At 73.4% G+C, this 13857-nt stretch carries 12 protein-coding genes; 6 read left to right on the top strand and 6 right to left on the bottom strand.

Annotated features, from left to right (window positions below; all coding sequences use genetic code 11):
• Positions 1-11 precede the first annotated feature (11 nt).
• Complete coding sequence (locus ACVCAG_RS05485; RefSeq protein WP_440082253.1) at positions 12-866, bottom strand: Scr1 family TA system antitoxin-like transcriptional regulator; 855 nt, start codon at positions 864-866, stop codon at positions 12-14.
• Between the two features lie 180 nt (positions 867-1046).
• On the bottom strand, positions 1047-2039 hold the full coding sequence (locus ACVCAG_RS05480; RefSeq protein WP_440082252.1) for an aldo/keto reductase: 993 nt from the start codon (positions 2037-2039) through the stop codon (positions 1047-1049).
• A gap of 115 nt (positions 2040-2154) precedes the next feature.
• On the opposite strand from ACVCAG_RS05480, the gene ACVCAG_RS05475 reads away from it, so the two are divergent.
• The 4 genes from ACVCAG_RS05475 to ACVCAG_RS05460 all read left to right on the top strand — a co-directional run bounded on the left by ACVCAG_RS05475 (position 2155) and on the right by ACVCAG_RS05460 (position 8867).
• The gene (locus tag ACVCAG_RS05475) at positions 2155-2712 is read left to right on the top strand and encodes an SbtR family transcriptional regulator (RefSeq protein WP_440082251.1); all 558 of its coding nucleotides are present in this window, start codon (positions 2155-2157) and stop codon (positions 2710-2712) included.
• A gap of 89 nt (positions 2713-2801) precedes the next feature.
• On the top strand, positions 2802-4019 hold the full coding sequence (locus tag ACVCAG_RS05470) for a hypothetical protein (protein WP_440082250.1): 1218 nt from the start codon (positions 2802-2804) through the stop codon (positions 4017-4019).
• Entirely contained in the window at positions 4009-5334 is a 1326-nt protein-coding gene (locus ACVCAG_RS05465; protein WP_440082249.1) for a hypothetical protein, read from the top strand. Before ACVCAG_RS05470 ends, ACVCAG_RS05465 begins: the two co-directional genes overlap by 11 nt.
• Positions 5335-5516: 182 nt before the next feature.
• Entirely contained in the window at positions 5517-8867 is a 3351-nt protein-coding gene (locus ACVCAG_RS05460) for a chromosome partitioning protein ParA (RefSeq protein WP_447189552.1), read from the top strand.
• Positions 8868-8916: 49 nt separating this feature from the next.
• Here the strand turns inward: ACVCAG_RS05460 and ACVCAG_RS05455 are convergent, their stop codons facing one another.
• From ACVCAG_RS05455 to ACVCAG_RS05445, 3 genes are all read right to left on the bottom strand, one after another.
• The gene (locus tag ACVCAG_RS05455; RefSeq protein ID WP_440082247.1) at positions 8917-9375 is read right to left on the bottom strand and encodes a nuclear transport factor 2 family protein; all 459 of its coding nucleotides are present in this window, start codon (positions 9373-9375) and stop codon (positions 8917-8919) included.
• Positions 9376-9527: 152 nt separating this feature from the next.
• Positions 9528-10292 carry an SDR family oxidoreductase gene (locus ACVCAG_RS05450; RefSeq protein WP_440082246.1) on the bottom strand — a complete coding sequence of 255 codons (765 nt, stop codon included), beginning with the start codon at positions 10290-10292 and terminating at the stop codon, positions 9528-9530.
• 40 nt (positions 10293-10332) lie between these two features.
• Positions 10333-11292: an NADP-dependent oxidoreductase gene (locus ACVCAG_RS05445; RefSeq protein ID WP_447189551.1), complete on the bottom strand. Its 960-nt coding sequence runs from the start codon at positions 11290-11292 to the stop codon at positions 10333-10335.
• Between the two features lie 158 nt (positions 11293-11450).
• Here ACVCAG_RS05445 and ACVCAG_RS05440 point away from each other — a divergent pair, with 158 nt between their 5' ends.
• Together ACVCAG_RS05440 and ACVCAG_RS05435 are read left to right on the top strand one after the other, a co-directional pair.
• Positions 11451-11837, top strand: coding sequence for a winged helix-turn-helix transcriptional regulator (locus ACVCAG_RS05440; RefSeq protein WP_440082244.1), 387 nt, complete (start codon positions 11451-11453; stop codon positions 11835-11837).
• Between the two features lie 219 nt (positions 11838-12056).
• The gene (locus ACVCAG_RS05435; RefSeq protein ID WP_440082243.1) at positions 12057-12785 is read left to right on the top strand and encodes a methyltransferase domain-containing protein; all 729 of its coding nucleotides are present in this window, start codon (positions 12057-12059) and stop codon (positions 12783-12785) included.
• Between the two features lie 13 nt (positions 12786-12798).
• Here the strand turns inward: ACVCAG_RS05435 and ACVCAG_RS05430 are convergent, their stop codons facing one another.
• On the bottom strand, positions 12799-13833 hold the full coding sequence (locus ACVCAG_RS05430) for a DNA-3-methyladenine glycosylase family protein (RefSeq protein WP_447189550.1): 1035 nt from the start codon (positions 13831-13833) through the stop codon (positions 12799-12801).
• Between the last annotated feature and the right edge of the window lie 24 nt (positions 13834-13857).

Raw genomic sequence — 13857 nt, 5'->3', positions numbered from 1 at the left:
CCCTCGGGGCGTCACTTCCCGCGGAACCCGCCGGCCGCGGCCCGCAGCATGTCGCGGGCCTCCTTCCCGTACGCCGCGGCACCGCTCAGCGCCTGGAACGCCTTCTCGTACACGGCCACGTCGCTGGGGGCCTTGTGCTGGATCTGGCCGGGCACGGTGTCCACGCGGACCCGGTTGGCGTCGTATATCCAGAAGTTCTCCGGCGGCATGAGCGGCGGCCTGATCGTCGCGGAGACGACGCCGAAGGACACGTTCGCGGTGCCGGAGGTCAGCTCCGCCAGCCGGTCGAGCTGGGCGGCCATCTGCTCGGGGCCGACCAGCGGCATGCGGAGCGCCTGCTCCCCGACGATGAACGCGAACCGCTTGCTCCCGTTGCGCAGGATCTCCTGCTGTTTCAGCCTCGCCGCGACCGCGGCCTCGATGTCGTCCGGGATGCCGCGGAAGTCGATGATGGCGCGCAGGTGACCCCGGGCGTAGTCACCGGTCTGGAGCAGGCCCGGCACGGCCGAATGCTGCCAGACGCGGAACTGGTGGGTCTTGTCGTACAGCGGCTGGAAGGAGCGCTGGACGTGGCCGAGGCCGCTCTCCTCCAGGCGGCGCCAGTCGGTGTACATCGCGTCGATGTTCTGGGCGGCCGCGATGAGGTCGACCACCTGCTCGTCCGCGTCGCAGGCCTCGCACCACGTACGGATGTCCGCCTGGTTGGGCATCTGGACCGCGTTCTCGATCTTGGAGATCTTGGTGTGGTCCAGGCCGGTCTTCGCCGCCAGCGCCCGCCCTGTCAGCCCGGCGTCGGCGCGGAGCGCCCTGAGCCTGGCGGCGAGAATGCCCTTGGCCTCGTCGATGCGTGCTGTGGAGGTCGCCATCTCCATCACCTCGTCACCGCGGGGGGGTTGGTTCTCCGACCGTACGTCGGATGTTGCGATCTGTCTTAAATGTTGCGAATAGTTGCCGGAGAATCGTGGGCGCGCCCCCAACGGGTGTCACCGGCGGCGTCCTCGACGGTGGATCGCGCGGTGACACCGGGGTGACAGGTGGGCGGGCGTTCAGCCCAGGTCGGGCGGCGGGGGCATACGGTCGCCTTCGACCTGGGCCGCGAGGGGTTCGAGGTCGGCGAGTTCGTCGTCGGTCAGCGTGATGTCGAGCGCGCCGACGTTCTCCGCCAGCCGTCTCCGGTCGCGGGTGCCGGGGATCGGTACGACGGTGACGCCGTGCCTGTCGGAGCACGCCAGCAGCCAGGCGAGGGCGACCTGCGCCATCGTCACGCCACGGGCGTCGGCGATGCGCCGGATCGGGGCGAGCAGTGAGGCGTTGTGCCCGGCGTTGGCGGAGTCGAACCGGGGCAGGCCGCGCCGCACGTCGTCCTCGGCCAGCCCCTCGGTGGAGGTGATCCGCCCGGTGAGGAAGCCGCGGCTGAACGGCGAGTAGGCGACGAAGCCGATGCCGAGTTCGGCGCAGACCGGCACCACCGAGTCCTCGTACTCGCGGGTGAACAGCGACCACTCGTTCTGCACCGCGGTGATCGGATGTGCCGCGTGCCCGGCCCGCAGTTGCCCGGCGGTCACGTTGGACAGGCCGACGTACCGGATCTTGCCCGCGGCGACCAGCTCCGCCATCGCTCCGACGGTGTCCTCGATCGGGGTCGTGTAGTCGGGGTGGTGCAGGTAGTACAGGTCGATGTGGTCGACGCCCAGCCGTCGCAGGCTCGCCTCGCAGGCGTCGCGGACGTACTCGGGATCGCTGCGCACGCCCACCAGCTCTCCGGTTCCGGGCTTGCGGATCGCGGCGAACTTGGTGGCGACGGTGATGCCGTCGCGTCCGTTCGCGGCCAGGAAGTCACCGATCAGGCGTTCGTTGGCGAAGTCGACGCCGTAGTAGTCGGACGTGTCCAGCAGGGTCACGCCGAGTTCGGCGGCCTTCCGCAGGGTGGCCAGGGATTGGTCGCGGTCGGTCGGGCCGAGGAATTCGCTCAGCCCCATGCAGCCCAGGCCGAGCGCCGGGACCTTCATACCGGTGCCGCCGAGTGTGACCGTACGCATGGCAGAGCCTTTCGTCGAGGGAATGACGGGTAGAATCCGGGATGAACGTCCCGGTTATCCGGAAAATATACGGGACGGCCATCCCGTTTGTCTATCGATCTTGGAGTACACCCGAGTGAGCAGCAGGCCATTGCGTGCCGACGCCCGGCGCAACAGGGCACAGGTCCTACAGGTCGCGGCGCGGACCTTCGCCGAGGAGGGGCTGTCGGTGCCCGTGCACGAGATCGCGCGGCGGGCAGGTGTGGGGACCGGCACCGTCAGCCGCCACTTCCCCACCAAGGAGTCGCTGTTCGCGGCGGTCCTGCTGGACCGCATGGAACAGCTCGTGCGCACGGCGGGCGAACTGGCGGACGGCGAGGAGCCGGGCGAGGCGTTCTTCGCCTTCTTCGCCCTCATGGTCGAGGAGGGCGCGGCCAACAAGGGGATCGTCGACGCGCTCGCGGGTGCCGGGTTCGACTTCCAGGCCGTCGCCGCCGACGACGCCTACGACGTCATGGGAGCCTGGGAAGAGCTGCTCCGGCGCGCCCAGGAAGCGGGCGTCGTCCGCGCCGACGCCGACATCGCCGATGTCAAGGCGCTGCTCACCGGCTGCCTCGACCGCGAGCGCCACACCCTCGACCCGGATGCGCGCGCCCGCATGCTCGCCATCGTCCGCGAAGGGCTCCGAGTCTGACGGGTGACACCTCGGCCCGGTCGCGGGCCACGGGCACTTCTCGGCGGTCCGGGTCAGGATTGTCGGGCACAAGCCTTACGGTAGGGCGCGTGCCAGAGACGAACCACGAGATCACGCTCGACTCGGCCCTCACCGAGGAGGCCGTGCTCTCGACCTACCGCCGCATGTTCGCGGCGCTCGCCCGCGACAGCGGCGCGGTGGTGGACGACCCCACGCTGGTCGACATCGCCGAGACGCTGTTCGCGGCGTTCGCCGAGGCGGGCGAGGAGTGGCTGACCCACGAACAGATGCGCCACGTCTGCCGGGCCTACCCGCTCGACCGGTTCGAGAACCGGCTCCGGGTCCTGCGCGGTCTCGGCGCGATCCGCGAGGTGTTCCCCAAGCCCAACCAGCTCCGCTACCGCGCGTCGTTCACCAGCGTGGTGGGGCTGATGTTCATCCGCCGGATGATGGACGACGGCGGCCAGTCGGAGATGCACCGCCTGCTCGCGCTCGAAGACCTCAACGTGGCCGACCCCCGCACCACGATGGAGGAGGCCCGCGCCAGCGCGCAGAACCTGTCGCGCGCCTTCCGGCTGTGGGCGCTGGAGCTGATCACCCTGACCGGCGGCACCATCGAGGAGCTGCGTGAGCAGGCGCCCAAGCTGTGGGGCACCGAGGAGATCGCCCGGCGGGCGCAGAGCCTGCACGGCACCATCCTCACCCGCTGGCCCGACCTCGACCGCACCTGCACCGAGCTGCGCGCCGCGATCTACTCCTACAGCGACGCCTCGCGCCGCGCCGCCGGGCGTCTGGCCGACTCCGCGGGCACGACGAGGAACCTGACGCTGCTCCCCGCGGAGACCTGGCGCACCTTCGCGCAGACCGCGAGCAGGGAGCGCCTGGCCGCGGTGCTCGACGGGTTCGTCTTCGACGCCCCCGCCCCCTGGCACGACCCGGCGGCGATCGTCAGAGCCGTGGACGAGAGCCCCCGCCCGGCACCCGCCCAGCCCACTCCCCCGCGCTCGGCCCTGCCCGACCCCGGTCCCGCCGGCACCCACGACCCCGGCACCGACGGGCTCGACCACCTGACCGCGGTGGCCGAGGCCGCGCTCGCCGGGCGCTCCACCGTCCGGCTGGAGGAGCTGCTCACCGCCGACGGCGAGTGGGTCTCCGCCCGCCGGCTGCTGGCCGACCTCGTCTCCGCCGACCTGCGTCCCGACTCCCCCTACCGCCTGCGCTGGTCCGACGGGCTCACCGCCGACCCCGGCGGCGAGCCCGCCTGGCTCTCCCACGGCCACCTCGAAAGGACCGGCGGTGCCGGCTGATCCGCGACACACACCGGCCGCGACGGCCCCGGCGTCCGGCACCGAGCCGTCCCGGACGGCGCACGTCCGTGCCAGGGCGGGCGGTCCCCTCCCGCTCGGAGCCGGAGAGGCGGCTCCCGCCGGGATGGCACGGCTGGGGCGCGGCGACGGGACGGGCCTGGCGTTGCCGGTCTGGCCCGACGGGGCGACCCCGTCGCTCCTGGAGGAATACCAGGTCGCGCCGATGGCGGTGGAACGATCCGGGGAGACCCGGCGGGTGCTGGCCGCGGCGCTGCGGTGTTGCTGGACGGACCTGTCCGCCGACCCCTGGCCCGGCACCGCGGCCACGGTGGACGACGTGCTGTCGGCGTACCGGGCGCTGATCGGGCGCGGCGACGACCTCATGCGCAACTGGGCGGTCGGCGCGCTGCGCCGCCTGCACGACTCGGCCTGGCTGGAGGTCACCGGCGGTCTCGTACGGCTCGGCCCCCGGTGCGCCTCCTGGCCCGCCGCGTCGCACGCCCAGTTGCGGGAGCTGATGCGCCGGCTGCCCGCCGGCGAGGAGGTTCCGGGCGGCCCGGAGGTGCTCCCGGTCGCCGAGGGCGTCCTTGACGGCGTGGAGACGGGGGCCGGTGTCACGGTTCCCGAGGAGGTGGACGAGGATCTGCTCGGCCCGTTCGACGAGCGGCGCAGGGCCGAGGTCGTGGCGGCCTTCATGGCGGTGGAGCACGCGGCCGAGCCGGTGCACGAGGCCCGTTTTCCCGCGTTGCGCGACCCGGTGCTGCGCCGCGCGCTCGCCGAGATGCTGGAGCGCCGCGGCCGGGTCCTCGTCCACGACCGCGACGCGTGGACCTCGGGCTACGCGGCCGAGACGCTCGCGGGAGGGGGTGTGCCCGCCGGGCCGGGTCCGAGCGCTGGATCGGGCCCGACGCCGGGAACGGTCCCGGGGACGGGTGCCACCCCGGGAGCGGGCTCGGCTCTGGGTGAGTCCGAGCGGGCGGTCCTGGTGCTCGTGCTGATCCACTCGGTGGCGATCCCGCGGGCCGACGGCCTGCTGCCCGCCGACAGCTGGCTCTCGCCGTTCCCCGCCCAGATCGACGAGCTTCGGCGGCACACCAGGCTGCCGATCGGTGAGCTGGACGCCGCGTTGCGCGTCCTGCGCCACGCGGGCCTGGTAACCCAGGTGAAGGCGGGCGAGGAGGCCGGGGGTTACGTGCCGGGGCCGCAGTTCCACCGGCTGACCCCGCAGGCCAGGCGCCGCCTGCAGGAGGAGCTGATCCTCGCCGCGGGACCGCACACCCCGCTGGCGGCGGCCGTACGGGCCAACCGGCGGTGAGCGGGTCCGGAAAGACCGCCCCTCGCGAAGGCGGGGCGCCGGAGACCCCGGAGACCCCGGTGGGCCCGGTGCCGGGCGGACGCGAAGAGGCCGTCGCTCACGATGAGCGGAACCCGGGGCGGGGTGCCGGAGATCCGGCGCTCCAGGCACCGGAAGCAGGATGGAAGAAAGGAACGACGGGGTTGACCGACCAGCGGAACCAGGCCGAGAAGAGCTCACGCGGGAGCCGAGCCGGGGCCACGGAGAACCGCACCGGCACGGCCGGGGCCGGAAAGGCCTCCCCGGCCGAGGCCACCGGAGCCGCTCGCACCGGGAACGTCCGGGCGGAGGGTGCCCGGAGCGGGAGGACCAGGGGTTCCGAGACCGCCGGGGACCCGGGCGGGACGCAGGCGACCCTGGTCCCCGTGGAGGCGACCCGCGCCACCGCCCCGAGCGAGAACGTGGTGGGCGACCGGGTGCTGATCGCCGTGCAGCCGGTCAACATCTCCCGGCTCTCGACCCACCCGGTGCCGACCGTGCCGGGCACGCTGATCGTGGTCGCGGGCGCGGGGCCGAAGGATTCCAACGGCGCGGGCAAGTCGTCGTTCATCGCGATGATCACCGCGTTGCTCGGGGACGAGCAGTGGCGTTTCGCCTCGGGGGCGAAATCCGTCGCGGAGCTGCTGTTCAACGCCGAGCTCGCGGCGGGCGGCGGTGGCCGGACGTGGGCCAGCGCCGACCACGGCTACATCGTCGGCGTCTTCGCGGCGGCCGACCCCGCGCACACCGGCTCCGGCTCCACGGACTCCGTCCCCACCGGCCCCGTCCCCACCGGCCCCGCGGACACCGATTCCGCGAACGCCGACCCCGTGGACGGCGTCTCTCCGGGCGGCTCCTCGGGCACGGTTTCCCGGAACTCCGGGGACACCGGCTCCCCGGACCGTGCCTCCCTGGACGACGCGGTGACCGTGTGGCTGCGGGTCAACCAGGAGGCCCCGCATCTGGAGATCAGGTGGATCCAGGGGGTGCACCTGGCGGCGGCGGCCTCGGAGGCCGAGCGGGTGGCGCGGGCCGACGAGCTGTGGGCGGCGCTGCCCCGCTCGGCGGGACGCCGCGACGTGGTGGCGCGCGACCTGACCAGGGTCCTGTACGGCGACCGCGTCAGGTGCGTGTCGTTCCTGTCGACCTCGGTACGGAGCAAGGTCGCCACCAACCTGCTCTCCCAGCCGCTCAACGAGATCTCCCCCGAACGGGTCTTCGAGGCGATCGCCGCGCTGACCGGCCTGGACTCCGAGCTCGACCAGGAGCGGGAGGCCCGCCGCGACGAGCACGCCAGGCGGGTGCGGGCGACGCGGGCCGTGGAGCTGCTCCGGGAGTTCGAGGGCGAGTCCCGCACGCTCCTGGAGACCTTCGACAGGCGTGACCGGGCCCGGGTCCGGCTGGCCGACGCGCTGCGCTGCTGGCGGGGGCGGCTGGCGCGCAGGCTGGCCGATGCCGGGCAGCGGGACGAGGCGCTGGCGGCCGAGCTGGAGCGGGTCCGCGCGGCGGGCGACCGTGCCACGGAGGCGATCGCCGAGGTCAGGGCCGAGATCGCCACGCTCAAGGACGACACCCTGGAGCGCGGGCTGGCCGAGGCTCGCAGGGAGCTGACCACCCTGCAGGCACGCGCGGCGAAGCTGGACGCCGACCGGGCGGTGGCGGAGAACTCGGTCGACGAGCTGCGCGGCTGGATTCCCGGTCTCGAGGAACAGCGCCGCCTGGCCGACGGGCGCGACGTGGCGGCGGCGGGTGCCGAGCTGGCCGAGGCCAGGACGCGGCTGAACGAGGCGCTGAAGGCGCTGGGCGTGGCCGACCGGGAGGCCGAGGGGGCGAAGGCCGCGCTGGACGACGCCGAGGGCGGCCCGGCGGCGGCCCAGCTCAACGCGCTCGCCGAGGCGGGTGTCGGGGCGACCGGCCTGCTCGACGCGATCGACGTCGCCGAGCAGGCCCGCGACGACGAGGCCGCGCCGCGCCGCGACGGTGCGGCCGCCCCCGCGCTGGGAGCTCGCGGGTGGCCGCACGAGCACGCGGTGATCGTCGACGCGGCCGACCTGGCGGCCGCCGCGCGCGCCCTGGGCGCGCTGCCCGGATCGGTGCTGGTCAGCGCGGCGGGGGTCACCGTCGTGGGATCGTTCGAGGTCGCGGTCACCGGCAGGGAGGCCCGCATCAAGGCGGCCGAGCAGCGCCTGCACCGGGCGCGTGACACCCAGGAGAGCGCGGCGGCGGTCGTACGGGCCGCGGAGGACGCCGTGGCCGAGGCGGGCAGGAGGCTCGAGGGGGCGAAGGCGTCCGTGCAGCTGGCCGACATCGAGCGCCGGCTGGCCGAGCGCCGGAGCGCGCTCACCGAGCTGTCCGGGGCGCTGGCCGGGATCGCGCCGAAGGTCGACGAGGCCGAACGCCGGGCGAGCGCCCTGGACTTCCGCGCCCGTACGAGAAACATGGAGATCGAGCGTCTGGAGGGCCGCAGGGCCCGGCACGAGTCCGACCGCGACCAGGCCGCGGAGCAGGCGGCGAGGATCACCGCCGACCGCGACGCGCTCGGGCTGGACACGCTGGCCGGTGACTGGGGCGGCACCGTCGACGGAGCCCGCGAATGGCTGGGCGCCCTGGACGAGCAGGAGCGCCCGCTGACGTCCGAGGAGTGGTGGCGGGCCGCCGAGCGCCGCCTGGACGAGGCGCTGCGCGACACATTCCCCGGCGAGGACGAGGAGATGCCCGAGGAGCTTCGCTTCCTGGTCAGGGAACGGACCGCGCCGGGCGCCGGGCGCACCGCCCGCGAGCAGGCGACGTTCCCCGGCGTGTGCTCGGCGCTCGCGTCCTACCTGCGCGGTCAGGAGGACTACGAGCGGCACCGGCGCCGCCAGATCGAGACGCAGATCGTCACCCGGCAGCGCGACCTGACGGCCGCCGCCAGGGGTGCCGAGGAGGCGGCCCAGTCCACCGCCGTGCACCGGTCCGCGCTGACCGCCGCGATCAGGGCGCGGCTGACCCGGGTGGCCGAGGAGTTCGACAAGCTCGACACCTCCTACGGCGGTTACGGCGCGACGCTGGAGTTCCCCGTCCCGCCCGCGCCCGCCGACCCCGAGCAGCGCTGGGCGTGGCGGGTGACGCCCAAGTGGCGCAGGGGCGAGGGGCAGGGGTTCGTACCGTACAACCGGCGGGCCAACACCGCGCTGATGGACGAGAAGGCGGTGAAGCTGGTCTGCGCGGCGGCGATCGCGTCCTCGGGCGGCGGGCACCTGTGCCTGGTCCTCGACGAGCTCGGCCGCAACCTCGGCAAGGAGCACCGCAGGGAGGCGGTGGCGCTGTTCCGCCGGATCGGCGAGACGTACGGGATCACGGTGATCGGCGCGCTCCAGGACGACATGGAGCCCTACGCCGTCGACGCCTGCGGGCAGTACGTCAAGCTGCGCCGCTCCTCCGACGCGATGCCGTACAACGAGCCGCCGGTCGTCATCGGCCACGACCGGCACGCCGAACGGGTGCGTGCCCTGGCCTCCGCGGTGAGCCGATGAGCCGGTGGGCCGGTGACGAGCCCGGGATCGGACGCTCGGGGGATCACCCTCACACGGGAGGCAGGCCGCCCTCGAAGACCTCGAGCTTCAGGCGGTCCAGCCTCAGGCGGCTGATCAGCCACCTGCCGTCGATCTTCCGGTACTCCTCGTGGTAGTGCCCGTAGCCCCGCATCCCCTGCGGCAGGCCGTCCTTCTCGGGCCATTCGAGATAGTCGTCCATGCTCCAGATACCGGTGGCGGTGTCGGGACCGGTGATGTCGATCTCGGGCATGAAGCCCCGGTGGACGGCGATCGCGTTCCCGTTCCAGCCGCTGGTGATGCGGGCCAGCTCGGCGGGATCGCGGAGCACCGTCCCGTCGATCTCGAGATGGATCTCCGGCGTGAACAGCCTGACCCATTCGTCCCACTTCTTGGTGTCATGGAACCGGAAGTAGCGCGCCTTGAGCTGCTTGATCTCTTCGATGTCGAGAAGGCGCCGCAGCGCGTCGTCGTTACCCACGGTGGTCATGTGGCACTCCTGAACGGTTGTCCGTGACGGGGGCACGGGGATGAGATGTCGATCGCTCGTCGGGGAAGGTCGGGCGACGGCGCCGTGGCCGGCGGGCCCCGCACCGCCCGCGCCCCGGCGGCGGCCGGTGCCCGCCACGGCGGGATCCGTCGTCAGGCGGCGGTCATCCCGCCGTCGATCGCGAGCGCGGCCCCGGTGATGAACCTGGCCTCGTCGCTCAGCAGGAACGCGGCGAACGCCGCGATCTCCTCCGGCTGGGCGATCCGCCCGAGCGGGTGCATCGCCTCGGCCGCGCGCAGGGACTCCTCGGGTGTCGGGCCCAGGTTGGCGCGCAGCAGCGGGGTGTCGACGCCACCGGTGACCAGGGCGTTGATCCGTACGCCGGCCGTGGCCTCATCGAGCGCCGCCGAGCGGGTGAGCCCGACGACGCCGTGCTTGGCGGCGCTGTAGGAGGCCATGCCCGCCGCTCCGACGACGCCGAGGTTGGAGGCGTTGTTCACGATCGCGCCGCCGCCGGCGGCCCGCAGGGCGGGGATCTGGTGCTTCAGGCCGAAGAAGACGCTGCTGAGGTTGAGCGCCAGGTCGGCCTGCCAGGCGTCGCCGTCGATGCCGGTCACCGGGCCGATCGCGGTGGCGGCGCCGACGTTGTTGAACGCGCCGTCGAGCCGGCCGTACCGCTGGACCGCCTGGCGGACCAGCTCGGCCGCCTCGGCCTCCACCGTCACGTCGGCGGGGACGAAGGTGGCCTCGCCTCCGGCGGCGCGGATGCCGGCCGCCAGCGCGTCGCCGGCCTCCTTACCGCGGGCGGCCAGGACGACCTTCGCGCCCTCGGCGGCGATCCGCTCGGCGGCGGCACGGCCCATGCCGGAGGTGGCGCCGGTGATCAGGATGACCTTCTCTGCGAAGCGTGCGGGCATGGCTACTCCTTTGTCGGTGAGGTTCGGTGAGGTCAGAAGGTCAGAAGGTGAGCACGAGCCGGCCGCGGACACCGCCGGCCGCGAGCCGCCGGTGCGCGTCGGCCGCCTCGGCGGCGGGCAGGGTCGCCGCGACGCGCGGGATGAGCACGCCCGCCTCGGCGAGCCGGCGGACCTGGTCCAGCTTGTCCGTCCGCCCCGCGTAGTCGGGGACGAACGTCGTCTGCACCGTGATCGGGCCGTCGCCGTCGAACTCGTGGCCGCCGGGTTCGTCGCCGGTGCGGAACCGGGCGTACGTGCCGCCGTCACGTACGGCGTCGAGGAGCCGCGGCCCGACCAGCGCCGTGTCGGCGACCGCGTCCACGCCGTCCGGGTACCGGGCCCGGATGCGGTCGGCGACATCGGATCCCCTGGCCACGACGTCGGTCGCGCCGGAGCGGCGGACCAGGGCCTCGTCGGCGGGCGCGGCGTCGGCGATCACGGTCAGCCCCGCGTGCGCGGCCATCTGGACCAGGTAGCCGCCGAGTGTCCCGGCGGCCCCGATCACGGCGAGGACGGAGCCCGGCGCGAGCGCCAGCTGGTCGAGTGCCAGCCGCGCGGTGAGCCCGTTCATCGGCAGTGTCGCCGCCGCCGCGTGATCGATGCCCGCCGGTGCGCGGACGACCCAGCCGGCCGGCAGCACCACGTACTCGGCGTAGCCTCCCGCGGCCGGGCCGATCGGCATCACCATCGCCATCACCGGCTCCCCCGGGGACAGCTCGGTCTCCGTCCCCGGACCGATCTCGTCGATCACGCCGGCGATGTCCATCCCGGTGACGTACGGGGCCGGCACCCCGGCGAACGCCTGCGCGTGCACGCCGGCGCGCAGCAGCGTGTCCGCCGGATTCACCGCGGCCGCGTGCACCCGCACCCGGACCTCACCGGGCCCGGCGTGCGGTTCCGGAAGGTCGACGACCCGCAGAACGTCGGGTCCCCCGAACTCGTAAAACCCAATCACTTTCATAACCGCAGCTCCAGGACAGTTCTCTTTAGATACCAGGTCTGTTGTCCGTACCATTGCATCGGAATGGAGGAGGCGGCAAGAGAGCACTTCAACATGCCCAGGTATCCCCGGGAGAACCGTCCAGGACAGAACCAGGTATCTCTCGTATACTGTCGGCCATGGCGCATCCGACCACCGAGACGGACGACCTCACCACCGGCCTGTGCGAGCAGGGCCGCGCCCTGATCCGCGACGTGCTCGACCGGATCGGCGACAAGTGGTCGGTGGTCGTCATCTGCCAGCTGGGTGACGGCACCCGGCGGTTCAACGAGCTGCGCCGGATGAGCGAGCCCATCACCCAGCGCATGCTCAGCGCGACGCTGCGAGGGCTGGAGCGAGACGGCCTGGTGACACGGACCGTCCACGACACCACCCCGCCGCGCGTCGACTACGCGCTGACCCCCCGCGGGATCGACCTGCTCGGGGTCGTCCGCGGCCTGGCAGGCTGGGCGGAGAACAACGCCGCCGGCATCCTGGAGTCGAGGACGGCCTTCGACGCCCGGTGACCCGGAGGCCCGGAGGCCCGGAGGCCCGGAGGCCCGGAGGCCCTGCGCGGCCGGCCGGGCCGGGCGGGCTCACGTCTTCCGCGACCCCGGCGGCACGATCACCCGCGGCACGGGCGAGGTCGAGCCGGATCGCGAGGCGTCGCCTGTTCGCGCGGCCTCTCGACCACTGGCGGCCGAAAATCCGTCGCCGGAGCGCCTGACCGTGGATATGGTCGCCGGGTGCCTGATGCGATCTTCGCTCACCCTCGTCTCGCACCCGTCTACGACGCCTTCGACGGGGACCGCGACGACCTGACCGCCTACCTCGGCATCGCCGACGAGCTGGGCGCGGGCCGTGTGCTCGACGTCGGCTGCGGGACGGGATGCCTGGCCGTCCTGCTCGCCGAGAGCGGCCGTACCGTCGTGGGTGTCGATCCGGCCGAGGCGTCACTTGAGGTGGCGAGGTCGAAGGATCACGCCGCGAAGGTCACCTGGGTGCACGGCGATGTCACGGCGGTTCCGGCGCTCGGCGCCGATCTCGCGGTGATGACGGGAAACGTGGCACAGGTCTTCCTCACCGACGACGACTGGACACGGACCCTCCGGGGCATCCACGCCGCGCTTCGTCCACGTGGCCACCTCGTGTTCGAGACCAGGCGTCCCGAACGCCGGGCCTGGGAGGAATGGGCCGCCGACGATGCTCAGGTCATCCGCGATGTCCCGGGAAGCGGACCGGTGGAGCAGCGTCTCGAGGTCACCGACGTGAGCCTTCCGTTCGTCTCCTTCCGCCACACCTACCGGTTCCTGTCGGACGGCGCGGTGGTCACCTCCGACTCGACCCTCCGGTTCCGCGGCCGCGACGAGGTGGAGTCCAGCCTGGTCGCCCGCGGCTACCGCGTACTGGACGTGCGCGAGGCACCTGATCGCCCGGGTCGCGAGTTCGTGTTCGTCACCGAGCGCACGACCTGAAGCCCGGCCGGCTTCACGCCGCGGGCAGCCGGTTGACAAGGTGGTCGCCGGTGGCCCAGAGATACTGGACGGCGTAGGCGCGCCAGGGGCGCCAGGCGGCGGCACGGCGGGTGAGCGCCGCGGGGGTGACGGGAAGGCCGAGCCTGCGGGCGGCGACGCGGATCCCGAGGTCGGCGGGGATGAAGGCGTCGGGGTCGCCGAGGGCGCGCATCGCGATGGTCTCGACGGTCCAGGGCCCGAGTCCGGGAAGCGCCGAGAGCTGCGCCCGGACTCGGCGCCGGTCGCTTCCGGCGCCGAGATCGATCTCACCGGCCGCCAGGGCGGCGATCAGGCCGGTGAGCGTCGCGCGGCGCGTCCGGGGAAGGGCGAGCCTCGTAGGATCCAGCGAGGCCAGCGCCTCCGGGGTGGGGAAGAGATGGGTGAGTCCTCCGTCGGGGTCCGTGATCGGCTCGCCGTGCGCGGTGACCAGCCGGGCGGCATGGGTGCGGGCGGCCGCGGTGGACACCTGCTGCCCGAGCACCGCGCGTACCGCCAGCTCGGACGCGTCGACGGTGCGGGGCACCCGGCGGCCGGGGTGCTCGTCCACGAACGATGCGAGCGCCGGGTCGGCGCGAAGGACGTCTCCGATGACGGCGGGGTCGGCGTCGAGGTCGAGCAGGTTCCGGCACCGGCTGATCGCGGTGGAGAGGTCACGGCGGTCGCTGAGGGTCAGACGGCAGCCCACGTGGTCGGGCCTCGGCCACAGGGTGACGACGCCGTGGCCGTACGGCAGGCGCAGCGTGCGACGGTACGCGCCGTCGCGCCACTCCTCCACCCCGGGCACGGCGGTCGCGGCGAGATGCCCGAACAGGTTGCCGGGGCACAGCGGAGCCCGGAACGGCAGCCGCAGCGACACCGTCCCGTGGTCGTCGGCCGCCGGCCGTTCGCTGGACGGGGCCGGTACGGGAAAGGCGTAATTCTCACAGTCGAATCTCGCCCGGGAGTGATCCACACAGCCGGACCCCGCCTGGGCGGCGCGATCCCCCGACCTGGAGTTCTCGTCATGCATACCTGCAGTGTCCAGGAGAGCGAC

The sequence above is a fragment of the Streptosporangium sp. G12 genome, assembly GCF_052983175.1.
Note: the sequence above shows the minus strand (reverse complement) of the source record. Positions and strands in the feature narration are given on the sequence as shown.

What these genes read in the sequence shown, in the direction of transcription:
- ACVCAG_RS05485 (WP_440082253.1), bottom strand. Translation starts at nt 866, where the DNA reads ATGGCGACCTCCACAGCACGCATCGACGAGGCCAAGGGCATTCTCGCC.
- ACVCAG_RS05480 (WP_440082252.1), bottom strand. Translation starts at nt 2,039, where the DNA reads ATGCGTACGGTCACACTCGGCGGCACCGGTATGAAGGTCCCGGCGCTC.
- ACVCAG_RS05455 (WP_440082247.1), bottom strand. Translation starts at nt 9,375, where the DNA reads ATGACCACCGTGGGTAACGACGACGCGCTGCGGCGCCTTCTCGACATC.
- ACVCAG_RS05450 (WP_440082246.1), bottom strand. Translation starts at nt 10,292, where the DNA reads ATGCCCGCACGCTTCGCAGAGAAGGTCATCCTGATCACCGGCGCCACC.
- ACVCAG_RS05445 (WP_447189551.1), bottom strand. Translation starts at nt 11,292, where the DNA reads ATGAAAGTGATTGGGTTTTACGAGTTCGGGGGACCCGACGTTCTGCGG.
- ACVCAG_RS05440 (WP_440082244.1), top strand. Translation starts at nt 11,451, where the DNA reads ATGGCGCATCCGACCACCGAGACGGACGACCTCACCACCGGCCTGTGC.
- ACVCAG_RS05430 (WP_447189550.1), bottom strand. Translation starts at nt 13,833, where the DNA reads ATGCATGACGAGAACTCCAGGTCGGGGGATCGCGCCGCCCAGGCGGGG.